The sequence below is a fragment of the Bradyrhizobium sp. CCBAU 65884 genome (assembly GCF_028128835.1).
Taxonomy (GTDB): Bacteria; Pseudomonadota; Alphaproteobacteria; order Rhizobiales; family Xanthobacteraceae; genus Bradyrhizobium; species Bradyrhizobium ottawaense.
The window spans coordinates 1-22,330 of sequence record NZ_LBJU01000128.1; the positions used below are offsets into that span (position 1 = coordinate 1).

Annotated in this window: 19 protein-coding genes; 9 read left to right on the top strand and 10 right to left on the bottom strand. The window is 65.8% G+C overall.

What is annotated here, in order from left to right; all coding sequences use genetic code 11:
• Positions 1 to 134: 134 nt before the first annotated feature.
• The gene (locus XI03_RS29275; RefSeq protein ID WP_271594072.1) at positions 135 to 989 is read left to right on the top strand and encodes a LysR family transcriptional regulator; all 855 of its coding nucleotides are present in this window, start codon (positions 135 to 137) and stop codon (positions 987 to 989) included.
• A 4-nt stretch (positions 990 to 993) separates the two neighbouring features.
• Here XI03_RS29275 and XI03_RS29280 read toward each other — a convergent pair whose 3' ends face one another.
• Genes XI03_RS29280 through XI03_RS29290 form a run of 3 tightly spaced genes read right to left on the bottom strand, consistent with a single transcriptional unit; the run spans position 994 to position 3,666 of the window.
• Positions 994 to 2,430, bottom strand: coding sequence for a TIGR01777 family oxidoreductase (locus XI03_RS29280; RefSeq protein ID WP_271594073.1), 1,437 nt, complete (start codon positions 2,428 to 2,430; stop codon positions 994 to 996).
• A complete protein-coding gene (locus tag XI03_RS29285) occupies positions 2,427 to 3,092 on the bottom strand; it encodes a DUF4166 domain-containing protein (protein ID WP_271594074.1) in 666 nt (221 codons plus the stop codon). The genes XI03_RS29280 and XI03_RS29285 overlap by 4 nt, the downstream gene beginning before the upstream one ends.
• A gap of 16 nt (positions 3,093 to 3,108) precedes the next feature.
• Complete coding sequence (locus XI03_RS29290) at positions 3,109 to 3,666, bottom strand: GbsR/MarR family transcriptional regulator (RefSeq protein WP_271594075.1); 558 nt, start codon at positions 3,664 to 3,666, stop codon at positions 3,109 to 3,111.
• Between the two features lie 144 nt (positions 3,667 to 3,810).
• On the opposite strand from XI03_RS29290, the gene XI03_RS29295 reads away from it, so the two are divergent.
• Positions 3,811 to 5,331 carry a PAS domain-containing sensor histidine kinase gene (locus XI03_RS29295; RefSeq protein ID WP_271594076.1) on the top strand — a complete coding sequence of 507 codons (1,521 nt, stop codon included), beginning with the start codon at positions 3,811 to 3,813 and terminating at the stop codon, positions 5,329 to 5,331.
• A 173-nt stretch (positions 5,332 to 5,504) separates the two neighbouring features.
• Here the strand turns inward: XI03_RS29295 and XI03_RS29300 are convergent, their stop codons facing one another.
• From XI03_RS29300 to XI03_RS29315, 4 genes are all read right to left on the bottom strand, one after another.
• The gene (locus XI03_RS29300; RefSeq protein ID WP_271594077.1) at positions 5,505 to 5,804 is read right to left on the bottom strand and encodes an acylphosphatase; all 300 of its coding nucleotides are present in this window, start codon (positions 5,802 to 5,804) and stop codon (positions 5,505 to 5,507) included.
• Positions 5,801 to 6,667 carry an isocitrate lyase/PEP mutase family protein gene (locus tag XI03_RS29305; protein WP_271594078.1) on the bottom strand — a complete coding sequence of 289 codons (867 nt, stop codon included), beginning with the start codon at positions 6,665 to 6,667 and terminating at the stop codon, positions 5,801 to 5,803. Before XI03_RS29305 ends, XI03_RS29300 begins: the two co-directional genes overlap by 4 nt.
• A gap of 148 nt (positions 6,668 to 6,815) precedes the next feature.
• Positions 6,816 to 8,831, bottom strand: a complete 2,016-nt coding sequence (locus tag XI03_RS29310; protein WP_271594079.1) for an acetyl-CoA carboxylase biotin carboxylase subunit — start codon at positions 8,829 to 8,831, stop codon at positions 6,816 to 6,818.
• Between the two features lie 173 nt (positions 8,832 to 9,004).
• Entirely contained in the window at positions 9,005 to 10,087 is a 1,083-nt protein-coding gene (locus tag XI03_RS29315; protein ID WP_271594080.1) for a zinc-binding metallopeptidase family protein, read from the bottom strand.
• A 213-nt stretch (positions 10,088 to 10,300) separates the two neighbouring features.
• Here XI03_RS29315 and XI03_RS29320 point away from each other — a divergent pair, with 213 nt between their 5' ends.
• From XI03_RS29320 to XI03_RS29335, 4 genes are all read left to right on the top strand, one after another.
• The gene (locus tag XI03_RS29320) at positions 10,301 to 12,778 is read left to right on the top strand and encodes a hybrid sensor histidine kinase/response regulator (protein WP_271594081.1); all 2,478 of its coding nucleotides are present in this window, start codon (positions 10,301 to 10,303) and stop codon (positions 12,776 to 12,778) included.
• Positions 12,779 to 13,004: 226 nt separating this feature from the next.
• Complete coding sequence (locus tag XI03_RS29325; protein WP_271594082.1) at positions 13,005 to 14,279, top strand: MFS transporter; 1,275 nt, start codon at positions 13,005 to 13,007, stop codon at positions 14,277 to 14,279.
• Between the two features lie 25 nt (positions 14,280 to 14,304).
• Positions 14,305 to 15,555, top strand: coding sequence for an arsenic transporter (locus XI03_RS29330; protein WP_271594083.1), 1,251 nt, complete (start codon positions 14,305 to 14,307; stop codon positions 15,553 to 15,555).
• Between the two features lie 127 nt (positions 15,556 to 15,682).
• Positions 15,683 to 15,919, top strand: a complete 237-nt coding sequence (locus tag XI03_RS29335; RefSeq protein ID WP_271594084.1) for a hypothetical protein — start codon at positions 15,683 to 15,685, stop codon at positions 15,917 to 15,919.
• A gap of 68 nt (positions 15,920 to 15,987) precedes the next feature.
• Here the strand turns inward: XI03_RS29335 and XI03_RS29340 are convergent, their stop codons facing one another.
• Both XI03_RS29340 and XI03_RS29345 read right to left on the bottom strand, forming a co-directional pair.
• A complete protein-coding gene (locus XI03_RS29340) occupies positions 15,988 to 17,352 on the bottom strand; it encodes an MFS transporter (protein ID WP_271594085.1) in 1,365 nt (454 codons plus the stop codon).
• A 24-nt stretch (positions 17,353 to 17,376) separates the two neighbouring features.
• Positions 17,377 to 18,144: a GntR family transcriptional regulator gene (locus XI03_RS29345; protein ID WP_271594086.1), complete on the bottom strand. Its 768-nt coding sequence runs from the start codon at positions 18,142 to 18,144 to the stop codon at positions 17,377 to 17,379.
• Positions 18,145 to 18,326: 182 nt separating this feature from the next.
• Between XI03_RS29345 and XI03_RS29350 the strand changes: the two genes are divergently transcribed.
• From XI03_RS29350 to XI03_RS29360, 3 genes are read left to right on the top strand one after another with little or no spacing between them, the layout of a single operon-like run.
• Positions 18,327 to 19,526, top strand: coding sequence for a mandelate racemase/muconate lactonizing enzyme family protein (locus XI03_RS29350; protein WP_271594087.1), 1,200 nt, complete (start codon positions 18,327 to 18,329; stop codon positions 19,524 to 19,526).
• A 12-nt stretch (positions 19,527 to 19,538) separates the two neighbouring features.
• Entirely contained in the window at positions 19,539 to 20,306 is a 768-nt protein-coding gene (locus tag XI03_RS29355; protein ID WP_028140915.1) for a glucose 1-dehydrogenase, read from the top strand.
• A 21-nt stretch (positions 20,307 to 20,327) separates the two neighbouring features.
• Positions 20,328 to 21,359 carry an L-idonate 5-dehydrogenase gene (locus XI03_RS29360; protein WP_271594088.1) on the top strand — a complete coding sequence of 344 codons (1,032 nt, stop codon included), beginning with the start codon at positions 20,328 to 20,330 and terminating at the stop codon, positions 21,357 to 21,359.
• On the opposite strand, the gene XI03_RS29365 is transcribed toward XI03_RS29360, so the two are convergent.
• The gene (locus tag XI03_RS29365) at positions 21,349 to 22,263 is read right to left on the bottom strand and encodes a DUF3280 domain-containing protein (RefSeq protein ID WP_271594089.1); all 915 of its coding nucleotides are present in this window, start codon (positions 22,261 to 22,263) and stop codon (positions 21,349 to 21,351) included. The two genes, XI03_RS29360 and XI03_RS29365, sit on opposite strands and share 11 nt — an antisense overlap.
• Between the last annotated feature and the right edge of the window lie 67 nt (positions 22,264 to 22,330).

A 22,330-nucleotide genomic window follows, 5' to 3' on the forward strand; every position in this document is an offset into this window, starting at 1 on the left:
CATCGAGCGCTTCTGTCGTTACAGTGCCCCGGAAAAACAAGACCCGATGTTGCGAACTTCTGGTTCAAGACACTAGACCTCCCCTCGTCATTTTGATATCTTATCTCTGTTGATACCAGTGATAACGATCCATAATGACAGCCACCCTCGATATCGCCACGATCAAAGCCTTCCTGCTGGTCGCCGACCTCCAGAGTTTTACGCGTGCTGCCGAGGCGCTGGGCACGACGCAAGCCGCTGTCAGTCTCAAGCTGCAACGGCTGGAGACGTTGCTGGCAAAACGCCTCGTCGAGCGCTCGCCACGCGCGGTCCGGCTCACAGCCGACGGCGCCAGCTTCCTCGATAGCGCCCGCGCGCTGATGGCGGCGCATGACCGCGCGCTGTCGGGCGAGGCCCCGGCCGCGCAATCGCTCTCGCTCGGCATCTCCGATCACGCCGCCGGCCCCGAGCTGGTGCCGCTGCTGGAACGCCTGCACGCGATGTCGTCAAATCTCACCCTCGCCGTCACCATCGGCTTCTCGCGCGAGATGCAGGATGCCTATGACGCCGGCGAGTTGGACGCTGTGATCGTCCGCCAGGAAGGCAGCCGCCGCGGCGGCGAGAGGTTGACCGAGGACGAATTCGGCTGGTTCGCGTCACGGCGCTTCACCCTGCCGAAGGGCGAAGCGCTGCCGCTCGCAACCCTCGCTCCGCCCTGCGGCGTCCGCGCCATCGCCGTGCGCGCGCTCGACAAGGCCGGCCTCGCCTGGCGCGAGCGCTTTGTCGGCGGCGGCGTCACGGCGGTGGTCGCAGCTGCGCTCGCGGGACTTGCGATTGCGCCACTGGCGCGGCGGATCGCGCCTCCCGGGCTGGTCGATATTGGACCCGCGCACAGGCTGCCGAAACTCGGCAGCTCGAAGGTGATGCTACATTCGAAGGTCAGCGATCCCGCCAAGCTTGCGGCGCTACGCGCGGTGGCGGCGACGTTTCGGAGCGTCGCGGCCACCTGATGGCTCACAAAATCGCCTCGAACGCGCTGCGCAGCGTCTCGTGCCTGAATACAAAGCCGCGGCTCAGCGCCTTGTTGGGCAGCACGCGCTGACCGCCGAGCAGCAGCTCGTCGGCGAAGCCGCCGCCGATCCGGCGCAACAAGCCGCCGGGAATGCGGAAGATCGCCGGCCGATGCAGGCGGCGGCCAAGCTCCTCGGTGAATTTTGCATTGGTCACCGGGATCGGCGCGGTGGCATTGACGGGGCCCGACAGATCCGGCGTCGCCATCACATAGGCGATCAGGCGAATGAGATCATCGCGCTCGATCCAGGACATCCACTGCCGCCCGGTGCCGATGGGACCACCGAGGCCGAACTCGAACGGCGTCAGCATGCGCGTGACGAAGCCGCCTTCGGTGCCGAGCACGAGGCCGATGCGCAAACAGACGACGCGCACGCCAAGCTCCTCCGCCGGCCGCGCCGCCTTCTCCCAGGCCGCGCAGAGCTCGTGGCTGAAACAGGCGTGCGACTTGGCCGACTCCGTCAGCACCTGGTCGGCCCACAATCCGTACCAGCCGATCGCGGAGCCGCTGACCAGCACCTCGGGCTTGCGATCGAGCCGCGCGATCAGTTTGACGATTTCGCCGGTCATGCCGATACGGGAGCCAAGAATCTTCGCGCGCTTCGCCTCGGTCCACAAGCCGTTGCCGATCGGCTCGCCGGCGAGATTGACGATGGCGTCGATTGGCGTGTCCGCGGCGAGCTGATCGAGGCTGGTGATCAGCGTGACCGGCGGCGGCAGCATCTCCGCCTTCGCGGGATTGCGGATCAGCGCGATGACCTGATGCCCGGCGCCGCTGAGGCTCGCCGCGAGGCGACTGCCGATGAAGCCGGTGGCACCCGTTATCAGCACGGTCTTGCGGCCCGGGAGCTTTTCGACAAGCCCCTCGGCGGGAACGCTGCGCATCCGGCCGAGCCGGCGCATTGCGGCAAAATCCCTGAGGCCGCAGAGCGAGGCGCCAACCGCGCAGGCGGTCGCGGCGATGCTGAGCAGACCCTGGTTCATGACGGTCACGCCAAAGGGCTGCATCGCCCAATCGGTCAGCACCGGTAGCAGCAGCACGAGAATGGCGCCGTAATTGATCGCGAGCAGCGTGTGGTTGATGCGCTCGCTCGGCGGCAGTTTCCGGCTCAGATCCTCCTCGACGAAATCCATCAGCGTGATGACGATCTCGGCGACCAGCACCGCGACGATCAGCAGCGCCAGCAATCCATAAACCTCGAGCCAGCCGAGCACGAGGAACAGCAAGGCATAGAGCATGTTGCGGATGCCATGCAGCTTGAGTTCGAAACGCTGCGACACCCGCCAGGCCAGGCGCTCGGTGAATTCGTGGTGATAGAAGGTGTCGAACACGCCCATCACGATCTGGATGGCGATGAGCGTCCACAATAGCGGCGTCATGATACGGCCTCCCTGAAGGTGGCGGACTGGTGGATCAGCGCGCCGTAACGAGGATGAATGACATCGAGGGTGAAGCGGAATGCGCCGTTGCCGAGGTCGCGGTGCGTCACCGTGAGATCGCCCGGGGTAAGCCAGCGCGGCAACGGGATCCACAGGCGTCCGAGCTGGAGCCCATAACCGGCACTGCGGAAGGTCAGCGTCTGGTCCTCGACCGCGGTGCGGAGCGCCATCGAGACGCCGAAGCCGACATATTCCTCGAGCCCCGTCGGACCGGCAAAACGCTTGGCGGAATGGATCACGTGCGGAAAGCCGCGCTTGCGCGCGCAGATGCGGGTCCAGGTCTGACCGCCGGTCGTGCCGTCCTCGGTCACGGTGACGATCATGGGAACACCGGTGTCGCGGCCGGTCGGCAGCGGCCCGCCGATCAGGCGCGCAGCCTGGGCGAGCCACCAGCCGATGTCGCTGAAGCAGACCTCGTCGACCACGCCGACATAGACGACGCTCTCGCCGTCCGCGACGCGTTTGGAGAAACGCCGCCACGTCGCCAGCGGCAGCCGGCCCCAATCCTCGTCCGACAGCAGCGCGCGGAAGCGGCGGTCGTCTAGCAGTTTGGTGTGAGCGGAGGTCGATGCGTTGGAGCCTGATAATCGAGCCGACGTCATCGCACCCTCCTCAGCGCTATTTGGCCTTGCCCAGCGGCAGCAGGCTGACGATCTTCTCGCCAAGCCGCATCAAGGCGACCAGCCGGGGCCGCGGCACCTTCAGCATCTGCATGAACCAGTGATCGGCGAGCTCAGTGAAGGCGAGCATCTCCTTCAGCCGCTTGCTCGCGACCGGATTGATGGTCGGATCGCCGGCGGCATCGGACACGCACGCCCTGAGCGCCGCGATCGCCGGATCGAGCTCCCGCTCCTTGCGCCGCGCCGCTATTCTGGCGGCGACCTCCCAGATGTCGGTCTCGGCCTCGTAATGGTCGCGGCGGTCACCGAGGATCGGCACGCGCCGGATCAGGTTCCAGGCGAGCAGCTCCTTGAGCGAGTTGGAGACGTTCGAGCGCGCCATGCCGAGCGTGCCGGCGATGTCCTCGGCGGTCATCGGCGCCTCGGCAAGATAGAGCAGCCCGTGAATCTGGCTGACCGAGCGATTGACGCCCCACTCGTCCCCCATGTCGCCCCAATGCAGGATGAAGCGCTCAACGGCGGTGGGAAGTTTCTTCTTTCCGGTCATTTCTGTCATGACAGAAATATCTGACGATCATGTCCCCTTGTCAAGCGAGTTTCATCCCGTATACGGGTGCGGGATATCTGCCTAAAAATGTCCCAACTTCAGGGAACCATCCGCCTCCTGTGGCGTTTGCTCCCGTCGAGGCAGGGTCCCGGAATGATCGGAAAGTTCAGTCAACAGCGAGACTTGTTCGAGAGCGAGCGCAGTTTCCGGCTGTTGGTTGAGGGAGTTGCGGACTACGCCCTCTACATGCTCGATCCCAGAGGGATCATCACCAGCTGGAATATCGGCGGCGAGCGCATCAAAGGCTATTCGCCCGGGGAGATCCTCGGCCAGCATTTCTCCCGCTTCTACACCGAGACTGACCGTGCCAACGGCAAGCCGGCCCGCGCGCTCGGCATCGCGCGGGAAAAGGGCCGCTATGAGGAGGAAGGCTGGCGCGTCCGCAAGGACGGCACCTTCTTCTGGGCAAGCGTCGTGATCGACCCGATCTACGAGGACGGCGAGCTGGTCGGTTTCGCCAAGATCACGCGCGACATCACAGAACGCCGCAATACGCAGCTCAAGCTCGAGGCGATGCAGAAGCAGCTCGCCGAGTCCCAGAAGTTCGATGCGCTGGGGCAGCTCACCGGCGGGGTCGCGCACGACTTCAACAATCTCCTGATGATCATCAGCGGCAGCCTGCACATGCTGAAGCGGGGCCCCGACGACGCGGCCAAGGTTCAGCGCGCGATCTCGGCGATCGAGACCGCCACCAAGCGCGGCGCGGCGCTGACCAACCAGCTCCTCACCTTCGCGCGGCGGCAGAGCGTCAATCCGCAGGCGATCGATTTCGCCGAACGCATCGCGGCGATCCGCGAGGTGCTCGATGCCGGCGTCGGCAGTTCCGTACGCCTGGCCTTCGACATCGGCCCCGACGTCTGGCCGGTCAAGACCGACGCCTCCGAGCTCGAGACCGCGCTGCTCAACCTCGTCATCAATGCCCGCGACGCGATGCCCGACGGCGGCACGGTGACGATCGGCGCGCACAATGTCGTGCTGGACGAGGTGCCGCTTGCCGGCGACTTCGTAGCAATCGACGTCACCGATACCGGGCTCGGCATTCCCTCCGACGTTCTCGACAAGATCTTCGAGCCGTTCTTCACCACCAAGCCGATCGGAAAGGGCACCGGCCTCGGCCTTTCCCAGGTGCACGGCTTCGCCCATCAGGCCGGCGGCACCGTGAAGGTCGCAAGCGAGCTCGGCAAGGGCACGACGTTCACCATCCTGCTGCCGCGCGGAGAAGACACGCCGTCGCGAGAAGCGGCTGAAGGACCATCCTTCCAAGGCAGCGGCACGGTGCTGCTGGTCGAGGACAATCCCGACGTTGCGCTCGTCAGCATCGGTCTTCTGGAGCAGCTGGGCTACCACGTCCGCCGGGTCGCCGATGCAGAAGCCGCCTTGCGCGAGATCGAGAATAGCGGCGTCGACTTCGTGTTCTCGGACATCGTCATGCCCGGCAAGATGGACGGGCTCAGCCTCGCCCATCGCCTGCGTCAGATCCGTCCTGGCCTGCCGATCCTGCTCGCCACCGGCTACAGTGACGTCGCCGCCGGCGTGCGCGGCGATTTCCCGATCCTGCGCAAGCCGTACGAAATCCACGAGCTGAGCGAAGCGATCGCCAAGCTGCCGCGGTGAGGTTCTCGAGAGGTGAACACTTCGTAGGGTGGGCAAAGCGAAGCGTGCCCACCATCTCACGACGATCGCGAAAGTCGTGGTGGGCACGGCGCAAGAGCGCCTCTGCCCACCCTACGAGACCAACTTAGCCGCTCGGCATTTACCTTTCCATGCGGCCGGCGCACAGACAGCACCTACACCGTCGGCAACACCGAGAACGCTTCCCCTGCCCTGCGCAGGTTCAGCTCATCCGCGCTCGCGGTCTCGCTCGTCACGCTGTCCACGCGCGAGGATGGCGGGCCGTGGCGGCACAGCGCGACCATGTCGGCGACGTGCTTTGGCGCTCCCGCGAACAGCGCTTCGACGTAGCCGTCGCGGCGGTTGCGGACCCAGCCTTCGAGGCCGCTCGCAGTTGCCTGGTACTCGACCCAGGCCCGGTAGCCGACGCCCTGGACGCGGCCGCGGATCGTCACCTGGAGGATCGCCCGGCTCATTTTTTCAGCCCGAGAAAGTCGGCGCTGCGCGCCTTGACGTCGGCCTCGCGCATGACGCGGTTGGTCAGGTCGGATGATGCCAGACCTCTCAGCGCCTTCGGCGCCGCGCCCTCGCGCAGCGCCTTCTGCGTTTCATACACGGCTTGCGTCGCAGCCGCGATCGGCGCGTGGCCCTGAAGCGCGATACGCACGCGCTGACTGGCGAGATAGTCGAGCGCGCTCAGTTCCTCCGGCGCACCGCCAAGCACGATCGGCAGGCGCGTGGCGGCTGCGACGGCCTCGAGCTCCGCGCGCGACTTGATGCCGGTGAAGAACAGCGCATCGACCCCGGTCGCCTCATAGGCCTGCGCACGGCGGATCGCGTCCTCGATCGAGGTGATCGAGGCTGCTCCCGTGCGGCCCATGATGACCAGCGAAGGATCGCTGCGGCCATCGAGCGCCGCCTTCATCTTGCCGACGCCTTCCTCGAGCGAGATCAGCTGCGTCTTCGCCTCGCCGAAGGCGGCCGGCAGCAGCGTGTCCTCGATGGTGAGGCCGGCGGCGCCAGCGGTCTCCAGCTCCTGCACCGTGCGGCGAACATTGAGCGCATTGCCATAGCCGTGATCGGCATCGACCAGCACCGGCAGGCTAGCTGCGCGCGACATCCGCCGCATCTGCTCGGCAAGCTCGGTGAGGGTGATCAGCGTGACGTCAGGATCGCCGAGCACCGCGAGCGAGGCGACCGAACCGCCGAACATGCCGAGCGGAAAGCCGAGGTCCTCGGCGATGCGGATCGAGATCGCGTCATAGACCGAGCCGGGATGGATGCAGGCCGAGCCCGACAGGATGAGGCGCAGTTTCTCGCGGCGGGAACGAAAGGCCATGGGTGCCTCACTCTCAATTCCTCATCCTGAGGAGCGCGCTCTTGCGCGCATCTCGAAGGATGCAGGCCCGGCTGTGGCCTCGCCCTTCGAGACGCCGCGCAAGCGCGGCTCCTCAGGGTGAGGGTCGACTGTCGTACTCCGGAGCGCCTTACGCAAACTCCAGGATCAGCGCGTCCACCGCCAGCGTCGCACCGGCGCTGGCGTGAACCTTCTTCACGGTGCCGTCCTGCTCGGCGCGCAGCACGTTCTGCATCTTCATGGCTTCGACCACCGCGAGCGTCTCGCCGGCCTTGACCTCCTGCCCCTCGGTCACCGCGATCGAGACGATGAGCCCGGGCATCGGGCACAGCAGCTTCTTGCCGGTGTCGGAGGCCGTCGTCACCGGCATCAGCCGCGCCGAGGTCGCTTCCGTCTCGGTCCAGACATAGACGGGGACCTCGACGCCCTGATGCGCGAGGCGGATGCCGTTCGGGATCGGCCGCGCCTGCACCGCGACGAAGTGGCCGTCGATGCTGCCCTGCCAGACCGGATCGCCCGGCTTCCACGGCGAGGCCAGCAGATGCGAATTGCCGGCCTTGCCCTCGGCGTCGATGAAGCGCACCGCGATCGCCTCGCCTTCGCGTCCGACCTCGAGCTGGATCTCCTGGCGGTCGAGCCAGACCGCGCGGCGCCGCTCGCGCTGCACGACGCGGCCGCCCATCTGCCCCGAGATCTGGCGCTTGCGCTCCCCTAACACGTGATCGATGGCGGCGCCGACCGCGGCGATCCGCCGGGCAACCTCGCCATCGGGCACGCGCACCGCAAAGCCCTTGGGGAATTCCTCGGCGATGAAGCCGGTCGAGAGCCGCCCCTCGCGCCAGCGCGGATGATGCATCAGCGCGGACAGGAACGGGATGTTGTGCCTGATGCCGTCGACATAGAACGAGTCGAGCGCGGTCGCCTGCGCCTCGATCGCGGCCGCGCGCGAGGGCGCATGGGTGACGAGCTTGGCGATCATCGGATCGTAATGGATCGAGATCTCGCCGCCCTCCTGGACGCCGGTATCGTTGCGGATGGTGATGCCGTCCTTGCTGGCTTCCGCCGGCGGACGATACTTCACGAGCCGCCCGATCGAGGGCAGGAAGTTGCGGAACGGGTCTTCGGCGTAGAGGCGCGATTCCACCGCCCAGCCCGTCAGCGTGACGTCCTTCTGCGCGATGGCGAGCTTCTCGCCGGCGGCAACGCGGATCATCTGCTCGACGAGGTCGATGCCGGTGACGAGCTCGGTGACGGGATGCTCGACCTGGAGGCGCGTGTTCATCTCCAGGAAGTAGAAGCTCTTGTCCTGCCCCGCGACGAACTCGACGGTGCCGGCGGAGTCGTAATTCACGGCCTTGGCCAGCGCGACGGCCTGCTCGCCCATCTTGCGGCGCGTGGCCTCGTCGAGCAGCGGCGACGGCGCCTCCTCGATGACCTTCTGGTTGCGGCGCTGGATCGAGCACTCGCGCTCGCCGAGATAGACGACATTGCCGTGCTTGTCGCCCAGCACCTGGATCTCGATGTGGCGGGGATCGACGATGAACTTTTCGACGAAGACGCGGTCATCGCCGAACGAGGCCTTGGCCTCGGCCTTGGCGAGGTTGAAACCTTCCGCAACCTCGGAGGTCGAATGCGCGATGCGCATGCCCTTGCCGCCGCCGCCGGCGGACGCCTTGATCATCACGGGATAGCCGATCTCGTCGGCGATCCTGACCGCGTGCTTGTCGTCCTCGATGACGCCGAGATAGCCGGGCACGGTCGAGACCTTGGCCTTGGCGGCCGCCTTCTTCGACTCGATCTTGTCGCCCATCGCCGCGATCGCGCCCGGGTTCGGGCCGATGAAGACGATGCCTGCGGCCTCCAGCGCGCGCGGAAACGCCTCGCGCTCGGACAGGAAGCCGTAACCGGGATGCACGGCCTCGGCGCCCGTCTTGCGGCAGGCCTCGACGATCTTCTCGATCACCAGATAGCTCTCGGCTGCCGCCGGCGGGCCGATCAGCACGGCCTCGTCGGCCATCTCGACATGGAGGGCGTCGCGGTCGGCCTCGGAATAGACGGCAACCGTCTCGATTCCCATCTTGCGGGCAGTCTTGATGACCCGGCAGGCGATTTCGCCGCGATTGGCGATCAGAATGCGTTTGAACATGCTTTTCTTGAGTCTCGACCTTGGGCGGGACCCTTCCCTGGCCGTTGGGGCCTATGGGACGGGCCGTGTGGCTCCCGTGGTACATCAAAATCGGCCGGAGGCAACGGTCTAAATCCGGGCCATCTGGCGTACCAGCGCAAGACCGAAACCGGGCTGACAAGCCGTCGGACGACCTACGGCTTGCCGGGCCTCGACGCGGACCTGGCGACGTCCCGGAGCAGGCCATGAACAAAGCCCAGCTTGCCGACCACGGCGGGCGACAGAATGAAGGGATAGAGGTCGCGCAGGCCCATGGCGCGGTTGACGCTGTTCATGGCGAAGGTGAAGGGCAGCCATGCGTTGACCAGCGCCTCGACGTCCCTCGCCTCATAGGGGTTGAAGCGGATACGCGCCGTCAACTCCCCGTCGCGGTCGACCTTGGGACGCACCTCCATGCCGAACTCGGCGGCCATCTCCAGGGTGTCGACGATGTGAAGATAATGCGCCCAGGTCTCGGCGAAATCTTCCCAGGGGTGCATCGTGGCATAGGCCGAGACATAGTTCTGCTGCCAGTCCGGCGGCGCGCCTTCGGCATAGTGACGCTGCAGGGCCTGGCCGTAATCGGTGGAATCGTCACCGAATACCGCGCGGCATTCCTCGAGCTTGCCGCCGCCCTGCACCAGCACGTCCCAGAAATAGTGCCCGACTTCGTGCCGGAAATGCCCGAGCAGCGTACGATAGGGTTCTCCCATCTCGAGCCTGCGGCGCTCGCGCTCGATGTCGTCGGTCTCGGTGAGCGCGATCGTGATCAGGCCGTTGTCGTGGCCGGTCATGACCCTCTCTGCGCTGTTCGGATCGTCGGCGAGGAAATTGAAGATCAGGCCATGCTCGGGATCGTCTTGCCGGGCCTGGAGCGGCAGCTTCCAGCGGATCAGGGAATAGAACAGGCGGTGTTTCGCCACCTCCAGCTCGCGCCAGCCGGCAAGCTGGCGGGGGTCGGACAAATCCGGCACGATGCCGTTGTGGCGGCATGCGCGGCAATAGCCGTTGCCCTCGCCTGGATCCGTCAGCCAGTTGCAGGCATCGTACTCGGCATTCCGGCACAGCATCCGGCTTTCGCCCTTGTCGGCCAGGATCCGCCAGGCCTCTCCGTCGGGCTCGATCGCCGACATCGTCTCCTCCTCCGGCAGGAAGGCGACCCGATGGCCGCAGCGTTCGCAGGCACGGTTCTCGAAATAGAGAACGTTGCCGCAGGCCTGGCAGACAAAGAGCTTCAAGATTTATCCTCTTCGGAAAGGGAGCCTTATCAAAGACATTCGCGACGCCTCGCGAAGACGCGTCCGCCGGCCGATCGTTCCAGTCTCCGGAACAAATTGCCAGACCCGGCGTTCGTTCATGCGCACCGCCATCCGTTTAATGGCGCCTTTCCCAGCCTTATTCCTCTAAACAATGGCCATCACGCTCCGTCTGTGTGAATATCGGTCCGGCACGTGCGCTCCCGCATGACAACGGCCGATGCCTTGAACGATCCCTTGCCCGAGACCATCGCCGCCGAAAGGCTGCGCCAACACCTCGAAGACGTCGCGCGCGAGCGCGACAACGCCTATCGCGCGCTCCAGGAGCGCGAGGCCGAACTGGCGCGCATCCAGCGCATCGGCAAGGTCGGCGGCGTCGAGGTCGATTTTCGCGAAGGCTTCAAGAACCGGCGCTCGCCCGAATACCTCATGATCCACGGCCTGCCGCCGGAGGCGGCGGAGGAGTCGCACGAGGACTGGGTCAATCGCATCCATCCCGAGGACCGCGACGCCACCGTCAAGCACTTCGTCGATGCACTCGCCGGTACGAGCGAAGACTACACCGCCGAATACCGCATCGTCCGTCCCAATGACGGTGAGACCCGCTGGATCCGGGTCGTCGCCAAGATCGAGCGCGACAAGGACGGCCGCGCCATCCGGCTCGTCGGCGCCCATATCGACATCACCGACCAGATGCTCGCGCGCGAGACCCTGCGGGAGAGCGAGGAGCGCTTCCGGCTGATCGCCGACAGCGCGCCGGTGCCGATCTGGGTGACCAAGCTCGATCGCAAGCGCTCCTTCGCCAACCAGGCCTATGTCGATTTCGTCGGCCTGCCCTACGATGAGGCCATCGACTTCGACTGGCGCAAGGTGCTGCACCCCGACGACCTGCCGCACGTGCTGCAGCAATCGGTCCAGGGTGAAGCGTCGCTCAAGCCCTTCGTGCTGGAAGCGCGTTACAAGAACGCCAGCGGCGAATGGCGCTGGCTGCGCTCGGAATCGCAGCCGCGCTGGGACCCGACCGGCAAGCACATCGGCTTCATCGGCGTCGCCCACGACATCACCGTCGCCAAGCAGGCCGAGATCGAGCTGCGGCAGCTCAACGAGACGCTGGAAGAGCGCATCGCCGAGCGCACGGCCCAGCTCGAATCCAACGAGGCGCGGCTGCGCGCGATCCTGGAGACCAGCAACCAGTATCAAGGCCTGGTCAATCTCAGGGGCGAGCTGCTTTACGCCAACAACACCGCACTCGATGGCATCGGGGCGAGCTCGTCGGATGTGATCGGAAAGCCGTTGTGGGAGACGCCCTGGTTCAGCGCGACGGAGGGCATGAGCGCGCAGGTGCGCGAGGCCTTCCACACCGTGCTCAAGGGCGAAGCCGTGCGGCTGGAGATGCGGCTGCGCCTTCCCATCGGCGAGCGCGATTTCGACTTCGGCATGCGCCCCGTGCTCGACCGCCACGGCGACATCACCGGCGCCGTCCCTGAAGCCGTCGACATCACCGAACGCCGGCGCGGCGAGGAAGCCCTGCGGCAATCGCAGAAGATGGAGGCGATCGGCCAGCTCACCGGCGGCGTCGCCCACGACTTCAACAATCTCCTCACCATCATCCGCTCGGCCACCGACTTCCTGCGCCGCCGCGAGCTGCCGGAAGAGCGCCGCCGCCGCTATGTCGATGCCATCTCCGAGACCGTCGAGCGCGCCTCCAAATTGACCGCCCAGCTTCTGGCGTTCGCGCGCCGGCAGCCGCTGAAGCCGCAGATCTTCAACGTCGGCAGCCAGGTCGAGGGCGTCGCGCAGCTGGTCCGACCGCTGGTCGGCGGCCGTATCGACATCGCGGTGGAGATTCACGATGCCGACTGCTTTACCGTCGCCGACATCGCCCAGTTCGAGGCCGCTCTGATCAACCTCGCCATCAACGCCCGAGATGCCATGAACGGCGAAGGTCGCCTGATCATCGCCGTGCGCAAGGTCTCCGGGATTCCCAGCCTGCGCGCGCAATCGGCGCGCGGCGGCGACTACGTCGCCATCTCCGTCAGCGACACCGGCAGCGGCATCGCGCCGGAACATCTCGACTCGATCTTCGAGCCGTTCTTCACCACCAAGGAGGTCGGCAAGGGCACCGGCCTCGGCCTCAGCCAGGCTTTTGGTTTCGCCAAGCAGTCCGAGGGCGACGTCGCGGTGACGAGCACCCAGGGCAAAGGCGCGACCTTCACCATCTATCTGCCGCAGGCACAAAGCCCCGCGACCGACAAGGAAGCCGCGGCACTGACCCATGAGGCCGCGACCACCGGGCGCGGCTATCGCGTGCTCGTGGTCGAGGACGACGACGAAGTCGGCCGCTTCTCCACCGAGCTTCTGGAAGATCTCGGCTACGTCGTTCGCCGCGTCGCCAACGCCAACGCCGCGCTGGCGATCCTCGGCGAGAACGAATTTGCCGTCGACCTCGTGTTCTCCGACGTCATCATGCCCGGCATGAACGGCGTCGAGCTCGCCGGCATCATCCGCGAGCGCTATCCGGGCCTGCCCGTGGTGCTCACCTCCGGCTACAGCAACGTGCTCGCAGAAAACGCCCATCGCGGTTTCGAATTGATCCAGAAGCCGTATTCGGTGGAATCGCTGTCGCGCATTCTGCGCAAGGCGATCACGGAGAAGCTGTCGGTGGCAAGGTAAAAGTGAATTGCGCGGGACGCTGTCGCAAGCTCCGTCATTGCGAGTGTAGCGCAGCAATCCAGACTGCCTTCGCGGGGAGACTCGGGATTGCTTCGTCGCTCCGCTCCTCGCAATGACGGAGCTCTTGCGCCGTTCCAACTCGCGGTTGTGAGGTCTTGAGGCGGGAACAAAGCTATCGTGAGATCGGTTTTTGCCGAAGCGATTCCCAGCCTCGATCGAGTGGCCGATGCCCAGCGAAAATCCCGATCAGGACAGGCGCGCCGGCCGCGCACTGGACGCGGCCAATTTCTTCCTCGCCGATGTTCGCGACGGGCTCGGGCCCTATCTCGCCGTCTATCTGCTCACCGAGCAACACTGGAATGAGGCGCGCATCGGCCTCGTGATGTCGATTGCGACCATCGCCGGAATCGTGGCGCAGACACCGGCCGGTGCGCTGGTGGACGCCACGCGGGCAAAACGGCTCGCGATGATGATCGCCGCCATTCTGGTGACCCTGGCCTCGCTCTCGCTGCCGCTGTTTCCGGGCTTTCTCCCTGTCGCGATCTCGCAAGGGGCCGCCCAGGCCGCCGCGGTGATCTTCCCGCCGGCGATCGCCGCCATCTCGCTCGGCATCTTCGGCCATGCCGCCTTCACCCGGCGGATCGGCCGTAACGAGACCTTCAATCACGCCGGCAACGCCGTGGCGGCGGGGCTGGCCGGTCTGTCCGCCTATTGGTTCGGACCGACCGTCGTGTTCTACCTGCTCGGCGCGATGGCAATCGCGAGTCTCGTCAGCATCCTGGCGATCCCCGAACGGGCCATCGATCACGATCTCGCGCGCGGTCTGCACGACGCTGATACCAACGGCGCAGCCGAGCGGCCTTCGGGCCTTTCCGTGCTGCTGACCTGTCGTCCCCTGCTCGTCTTCGCGATCTGCGTGGTGCTGTTTCACCTGTCCAATGCGGCCATGCTGCCGCTGGTCGGACAAAAACTCGCGCTGCAGGACAAGAACATGGGCACCAGCCTGATGTCGGCCTGCATCGTCGCGGCGCAAATGGTGATGGTGGCGTTTGCAATGCTGGTCGGCGCCCGGGCCGATCGCTGGGGCCACAAGCGCTTCTTCCTCGCCGCGCTGCTTATCCTGCCGATCCGCGGCGCCCTCTACACGCTCTCCGACAATCCGTTCTGGCTGGTCGCCGTGCAGTTGCTGGACGGCGTCGGCGCGGGCATCTTCGGCGCGATCTTTCCCGTCATCGTCGCCGACCTCATGCGCAACACCGGCCGATTCAACGTCGCGCAGGGCGCCGTCATCACCGCCCAGAGCATCGGCGCTGCGCTGTCGACGACGCTGGCCGGCTTCGTCGTGGTCGGCGCGGGCTACAGCGCAGCGTTCATCACCCTCGGCATCGTCGCCGCGATCGGCGCCGTCATCTGCATGCTCGCGCTGCCCGAGACACGACATGGCGGCCCACGCCCACGGGGGGAGACAGCGGTGCCGGCATCCGCTATCGCTGCGGAATGAACTCATTTCACGTCAAGGATTGACCGTGCCGTCTGACGCCATCTGGGCCTGGAGCATCATCGTCGTCGCGACAGCAGGCGTCATCATCCGCCCCTTTCGCCTGCCCGAGGCGGTCTGGGCGGTGATCGGCGCGAGCGCCCTGGTGCTATCAGGCCTGCTGCCGTGGCAGGACGCGCTTGCCGGCATCGAAAAAGGCCTCGACGTCTATCTCTTCCTGATCGGCATGATGCTGATCGCCGAGCTCGCGCGCCTCGAGGGCCTGTTCGACTACCTCGCCGCGCTCGCGGTCGAATACGCGGCCGGCTCGCCGCAGCGGCTGTTCCTGCTGATCTATCTCGTCGGCACGCTCGTCACGGTGCTGCTCTCCAACGATGCCACCGCGATCGTGCTGACGCCCGCCGTCTATGCCGCGACGCGCGCGGCCGGCGCCAAGCCACTGCCCTATCTCTTCGTCTGTGCCTTCATCGCCAATGCCGCGAGCTTCGTGCTGCCGATCTCCAATCCCGCCAATCTCGTCGTCTTCGGCGCGCGCATGCCGCACCTGACGGAATGGCTGCGTATGTTCGCCCTGCCATCAGTGGCGTCGATCCTGCTGACCTACATCGTGCTGCGCCTGACCCAGCACCGGGGCCTGAAGGAGGAGACGATTGCGCGCCGCGTGCCGCATCCAAAACTCGGCCGCGGCGGCAAGCTGACGGCGATCGGCATCGTCGCGATCGGCGCCGTGCTGATCACGGCGTCTGCACTGGACAAGCAACTGGGCCTGCCGACCTTCATCTGCGGCGGCGTGACGGCCGCGATCGTGCTGCTGCTCAGCCGGCAATCGCCATTGCCCGTGCTGCGCGGCGTGTCCTGGAGCGTGCTGCCGCTCGTGGGCGGGCTCTTCGTCATGGTGGAGGCGCTGATCAAGACCGGCGTGATCGCGCAGCTCAGCGCTCTGCTGCACCAGGCGGTGGCGCAATCGGTCCCTAAGGCGGCCTGGAGCGTCGGCATTGCCACCGCGCTCGCCGACAATATCGCCAACAACCTTCCGGTCGGCCTCGTCGCCGGCTCGGTTGCCGCCAGCGACCATCTGCCCGCCCCAGTCGTCAGCGCCATCCTGATCGGCGTCGACCTCGGCCCCAATCTGTCGGTGACGGGGTCGCTCGCCACCATCCTCTGGCTGGTCGCGCTCAGGCGGGAGAAGATCGAGGTCGGCGCCTGGCCGTTCCTCAAGCTTGGCCTGCTGGTGACGCCGCCCGCCTTGATCGCGGCGCTGGCAGCGGCGATCAGGTAACGCAGGCCTCGGCCCTCGAAATTCAGTGGAAGCTATTTGCGGTGCGTCAATGCCGGCGGCGACGCTGCGGCTAGAATTCCATTGTCGCGCCAATCAGACGAATATGACGCGGCAAGGAAGGTTCATCATGCAGATCCAATCGAAGGCATTGCCGCAGAGCTCCTTTCTGCGTCGTGCGATTCGGAGCCTCACTGCAGCGGGCGAGAGCAGCGCGGAGACGGCCCATCCGCTGCTGGTCGTCTCCACAGTGGCGTTGTTCACCATCTTCATCATCGTGGAGGTCGACCTCCACTCCGCCCAGCTTCAGGCGCTCGGCCTGCTCGGCCACGGGATGGGAATCGATCCGGTCTTCCTGAGCCCGTAGTTGCCGGCCGAAGCGATCCGAAATCAGTCCCGATCGCGGCGGCGACGCCGCGACCGGGTGGCGCCTCGTCAGTCGTTCTCGTAGCCGTAGACTTCCGGCAGGATGAAGATCGCGGCGAGCAATCCGATCAGCGGGAAGATCGCGACCATCAGCGTGGCATTCGCCTGCCCGATCGCGGCGAACACCGTCGGGAACAGGAAAATCGCCAGGAACGACGGCAGCTTCACGAACATGTAGGCGAAGCCGCTGGCGGTGCCGCGATATTTCGGCTTGGCGACCATGGTCGGGATCGTCATGCAGTTCGACGCGTCCCAATAATGGCCCCACAGCATCGCGGCGGCTGCGAACGGCAGCAGGATCTTGTTGTCGGTGTAGAGCGCGAAGGCCGCGACCAATAGCGAGGCGAACACGATCGAGAAGCCGGCGATCGCGATGCCGCGGTGTCCGATCTTCGGCGTCAGCAGCGGCCCGACCCAGCCGGACAGAGCGGCGAAGGAAAACAGCGCCATCGTCACCAGGTTGATGCCGAGCACGCTCGACACGCCGACCATCACGAACAGCACCGGCAAATAGAACGCGAAGGTCGAGAACTCGCTCGCCTGGGTGAAACAGGCGATCCAGCCGTAGACCGTGGCGCGCCAGCGGATCGGATCCTTCTTGAGGTCGGCGAGGAACGCACGCGTGCTGGTCTTCGGAACAACCACATCCTGATCCGGCAGCATGTCGAGATTGTCGTTGAACATCTCGCGCGCGACCCGCTTGGCCTCGCGATAGCGCCCCTTCTGCACCAGCCACACCGCCGTCTCCGGCACGTCGTGGCGCATCAGAAGGATGATCAGCGCCGGCACCGCGCCGAGGCCGAGCGTCACGCGCCACAGCATCTCGTGCTGCATGTCGATCAAGAGGAAGATCACGATGACGCCGATCGTCAGCACCTCGCCGACCGCGAACATGAACTGCCAGCGGTTGCCCATGACCTCGCGCTCGCCCTTGGCCATGGATTCCATGATGTAGGTGTAGCCGGTGGAGATGTCCGAGCCGAGCGGGATGCCGAGCAGGAAACGGATCACGATGAGCCAGGTGACGTCAGGCACGAAGGCCTGCGCCAGCGCCAGCACGATGAACATCACCATCGTCACCAGGAACATGACGCGGCGGCCGATCTTGTCGGACAGCCAGCCACCCAGCAGCGCGCCGATCAGGGCCCCGCCCTGCGTGCCCGCCGCGGCAAGGCCCAGCATCAGCGCCGTGGGATTGTACTGCTCCTTGATGAAGATCAGCACGAAGGCGATCGAATAGAGGTCCCAGGCTTCGACCAGGATCGAGGCCATCATCAGCCAGCCAACCTTGTTGCCCTTGGGACTGTAGTTCGTGATGAGGTAGCGGACCGCGGCTTCGTTCGCGGTCGGTTGTGGCATCACCATCGTTGTCATGCTTGGTCCTCTTTTCAAAACTCGCTACGTGCCGAGCAGCGGCTCGATGCTGCAATCGAGCAGGCGCGGGTCGATCCCCGCTTCCATGCCCGTGAATATCTCGCCCATGTAGTCGATCAGCCCATCGCTCGCCTTCACAGCGTCGTCGACGCGGCGGCTGGCCACCGCGGCGAGAATGGCGAGATGACGATCGATCGTGCCCGACAGATCGGCCTGCCCCGGCATGAAGCGGTGGTGGATGTAGCCGATGCGCCGGTACAGCGTGTGCAGCGGCCGCAGCGTGTGCACCAGGAACGGCTCGTCGGCGGCTTCCAGCACCAGCGCGTCGATGCGGCGGTCGATGTGGTTGAATTCGTCGAGGGTGAGGCTGGCGCGGCGCTCGCGCAGGAGACGTTCGATGTGCAGCGCCTGATTGCGATGCGAGAGGCTGGCGCGATCGGCCGCAAGGCGGATCACGAAACGCTCCATGTCGCGGCGCAAGGCCAGCAGCATGCGTTCGCGCGCAAGATCGATCGGCGCAATGTGCAGTCCGTGGCGCGGACGGATGATGATGAGCGTATCGGCGGAGAGACGATTGACGGCGTGGTGCACCGGCGTGCGTCCGAAGCCGGTGATCTGCTGCAATTCCAGCATGGTCATGAACTGACCGGGCTTGAGCTCGCAATGAACGAGCAGCTCCTCGATCCTTTGATAGGCCAGCTCGAAGAAGTTGAGACGGTTGCGCCGGGAGGGCCTGCTCTCGCCGTCCTCGTCGTTTCTCACCACTTCGAGCGCGCGCTTGCGCCGTGCCATGTTGTCCTCCCTGCCACCCTGCTCGCGCGATCGAGCGGCGGCATATTTGTGACATCCTTAAAACATGTTGTGATATATTACAAGCGGGCGTATGACTGCCCGCCGAGATCGCCGGTTTTGACCGGTATAGATACGAACAACAAGACGGGCGCGAGGCGCCTTATCATGGGAGGACTGTTGCAGTGAAGATCACGTCGATCGAGACCCTGCGCACCGAGGAATTCTCCAACGTCATCTGGGTGCGAATCCACACCGACACCGGCGTGATCGGGCTCGGCGAGACCTTCTATGGCGCGGGCGCGGTCGAGGCGCAGATTCACGATACCTTTGCGGGCCGCCTGCTCGGCCGCAATCCCCTGCACATCGAAGCGATCCACCGCGACATGCTGAACCTGCCGATGGCGCAGTCCTCCACCGGCGTTGAGTATCGCGCGGCCTCCGCGATCGACATCGCGCTGTGGGACCTGTTCGGCAAGGTCTGCAATCAGCCGGTGCACCAGATGCTCGGCGGCCTCTGCCGCGACAAGCAGCGCATCTACAACACCTGCGCCGGCACACAATATGTCCGCTCGACCAACATCAGCCCGGTCTCGAACTGGAATCTCGGCGCCGCCAAGGGCCCCTACGAAGATCTCGACGGCTTCATGCACCGCGCCGATGCGCTGGCCGAAAACCTTTTGGAGAGCGGCATCTCCGCGATGAAGATCTGGCCGTTCGATCCGGCGGCGCAGGAGAATAAGGGTCTCTACATCACGGCAGCCCAGATGAAGCAGGCGATCGAGCCGTTCGAGAAGATCCGCAAAGCGGTCGGCGACAAGATGGAGATCATGGTCGAGCTCCACTCGCTGTGGAACCTGCCGACCGCCAAGCAGATCGCGCGCGCGCTCGAGCCGTACAAGCCGACCTGGTACGAAGACCCGATCCGCATGAACTCGCCGCAGGCGCTGGCCGAATACGCCCGCTCGACCGACGTCTGGGTCTGCGCCAGCGAGACGCTGGGCTCGCGCTTTCCCTACAAGGACATGCTCGACCGCGACGCCATGCATGTGGTCATGGCGGATCTGTGCTGGACCGGCGGTCTCACCGAGGGCCGCAAGATCGCGGCGATGGCCGAGACCTATCATCGGCCCTTCGCGCCGCACGATTGCATCGGCCCGATCGGCTTCATCGCCGCCATCCACATGTCGTTCAGCCAGCCCAACACGCTGATCCAGGAATCGGTGCGCGCCTTCTACAAAGGCTGGTACAATGAGCTCGTCACCACGATGCCCGTGATCAAGGACGGTTTTGTCTATCCGATGGAAGGCCCCGGTCTCGGCGTCGACCTCCTGCCCGCCGTATTCGACCGCTCCGATCTCACCGTGCGTCGCTCCAACGCCTAAGGACTTTCTGACATGAGCACCTCTCTTTTCGATCTCTCCGGCCGCACCGCGCTCGTGACCGGCTCCTCCCGCGGCCTCGGCCGCGCCATCGCCGAGGGCATGGCCAAGGCCGGCGCGAAGATCATCGTCAACGGCGTCGATCCCAAGCGAGTCGAGCAGGCCGTCGCCGAGTTTCGCGCCGCCGGGCATCAGGCCGAAGGCGCAGCCTTCAACGTCACCGACGAGCCCGCCATCGTCGCGGCGTTCAACGACTTCGACAAGAAGAACATCGCGGTCGACATCGTCGTCAACAATGCCGGCATCCAGCACCGCAAGCCGCTGGTGGAGTTCACCACCGACGAATGGCGCAAGGTGATCGAGACCAACCTGACCAGCGCCTTCGTGATCGGCCGCGAGGCGGCCAAGCGCATGATCCCGCGCAAGCACGGCAAGATCATCAATATCGGCTCGCTCGGCAGCGAGCTCGCGCGCCCGACCATCGCGCCCTACACCGCGGCCAAGGGCGGCATCAAGAATCTCACCCGCTCGATGGCGGTGGAATGGGCCCAGCACGGCATCACGGCCAATGCGATCGGTCCCGGCTACATGCTGACCGACATGAACGAGGCGCTGGTCAACAACACCGATTTCAACAACTGGCTGATGGGCCGCATCCCCTCCAAGCGCTGGGGCAAGCCGGACGAGCTGGTCGGTGCCGCGATCTTCCTGGCGTCGGACGCCTCGACCTACGTCAACGGCCAGATCATCTATGTCGATGGCGGCATGATCGCCGCGATGTGATCCGCGAACCAGGAGCAAGCCATGCGCGCCGTCGTCATCCACGCCCCGAAAGATCTGCGGATCGACAACTATCCCGATCCGGCGCCCGGCCCGGGCGAAGTCCGCGTCAAGATCGCCAATGGCGGCATCTGCGGCTCCGACCTGCACTATTACCATCACGGCGGCTTCGGCGTCGTCCGCATCCAGCAACCGATGGCGCTAGGGCACGAGATCGCCGGCGTGGTCGCGGCCGTCGGTGACGGCGTCACCAGCGTGAAAACAGGCACGCGCGTTGCGGTCAATCCGAGCAGACCGTGCGGCCAGTGCCTGCATTGCCAGGAAGGCATGCGCAACCAATGCCTCGACATGCGCTTCCTCGGCAGCGCGATGCGCTTTCCTCACGTGCAAGGCGGCTTTCGCGAGTTCATCACGGTCGATGCCACGCAAGCGGTGCCGATCGCCGACAAGCTCTCGCTGGCGGAAGCTGCGGTCGCCGAACCGCTCGCGGTGTGCCTGCATGCCGGCAAGCAGGCCGGCCCCCTGCTCGGCAAGCGCGTGCTGATCACGGGCTGCGGCCCGATCGGCGCGCTGATGATTTTGGTCTCGCGCTTCGGCGGCGCGTCCGAGATCGTGGTGACCGACGTGGCCGAGGCGCCGCTCGCGGTCGCGAGAAAACTCGGCGCCACGCACGCCATCAACGTTGCGGCGAATGCCACGGCGCTCGATCCCTGGCGCGCCGGCAAGGGCGTGTTCGACACGCTGTTCGAAGCCTCCGGCAATCAGGCGGCGCTGCGCACCGCGCTCGACATGCTCCGCCCAGGTGCGACGCTGGTGCAGCTCGGCCTCGGCGGCGAGATGACGCTGCCGATCAACTCGATCGTCGCCAAGGAATTGCAGCTCCGCGGCACCTTCCGCTTCGATCCCGAGTTCGAGCTGGCGGTGCGGCTGATGGGCGAAGGCCTGATCGACGTGAAGCCGCTGATCACGGCCACCATGCCGTTCGAGAACGCGGTCGCCGCCTTCGAGCTTGCCAGCGACCGCTCACAGTCGATGAAGGTGCAGCTTACTTTCTAATTGCGTCGGCGGCCTGCTGGCTCTCGATCAGCCGATCGCTGACCAGCCGCACGGCGCCCCGTTTCCACGAATAATCGGCGCCGAGGCGCAGGCCGCTGTCGCCGCGCGCCAGCACCGCGCCGGTGCGGGCGTCGCGCAGCTGGAATCCGAGCGTGTATTCGGTACGGCTGACCCGCCGCACCACGCCGATCAGCGATTGATCCGCGCCGAGCTCCTTCGCGATCGCGGCCTCGCAGCCGCCGCAGTCGCGTAAAGCGCGCGCCTTCGCCGCCTCGCCGCTCGCGCTGCCGATTTCGACGATGCGGTAGCGGCCGGACTGGCCGAGCACGTCACGCACGCCGCCGGTGGTCTCGGCGAGGTACGACGCGTCTGAACCGGCCAAGGTGCTCCCAGATGCGGCCGTCATGTCCTCGAGCTCGAAATCGAACACGGCGAGCGCGACCGGCGCGGGCGTGCCGAGCGCCGCGATGACCTCGCGGGCGAGGAACGCCTCGGCACGGTCCCAGGCTTCGTCGTTGTCGCCGCGGAACGTGTAGAGCTTCTCGAACAGGACCTTCTTGGCCGCGGTATCGATCACGGCGACCCGCGCCCATTGCACCAGCGTGCTCGTCTTCTGGACGCCGCCGACGACCTTGAATTTTGCATCGGCTTGCCCGGCGGGCGTGAGCTGATAGCGCTTGTCCGCCCCGACATCCCGTCGCAGCGCGACCATGAACGCGCCCAGCCGCTTCTCGTGGACGGCGGTCTGGTCGACCGGCTCGCCGGACGTATCCAGATACTGGAAATCCTCGATCGACACGCCGGCCGGTGCCGCGGCGGCCGCCTCGGTGCCCGCGCCGGCAGGCCGGACACCCACGAGGACAGCAAGGAGAAAAGCAGGGAGGATCAACCGGGAGAGGTACATGAGCGGAGCCTCGCAGATGGAGCGATCGGCAAATCTCGGCAGCAGCCCTACACCCTGCAACGGGGCC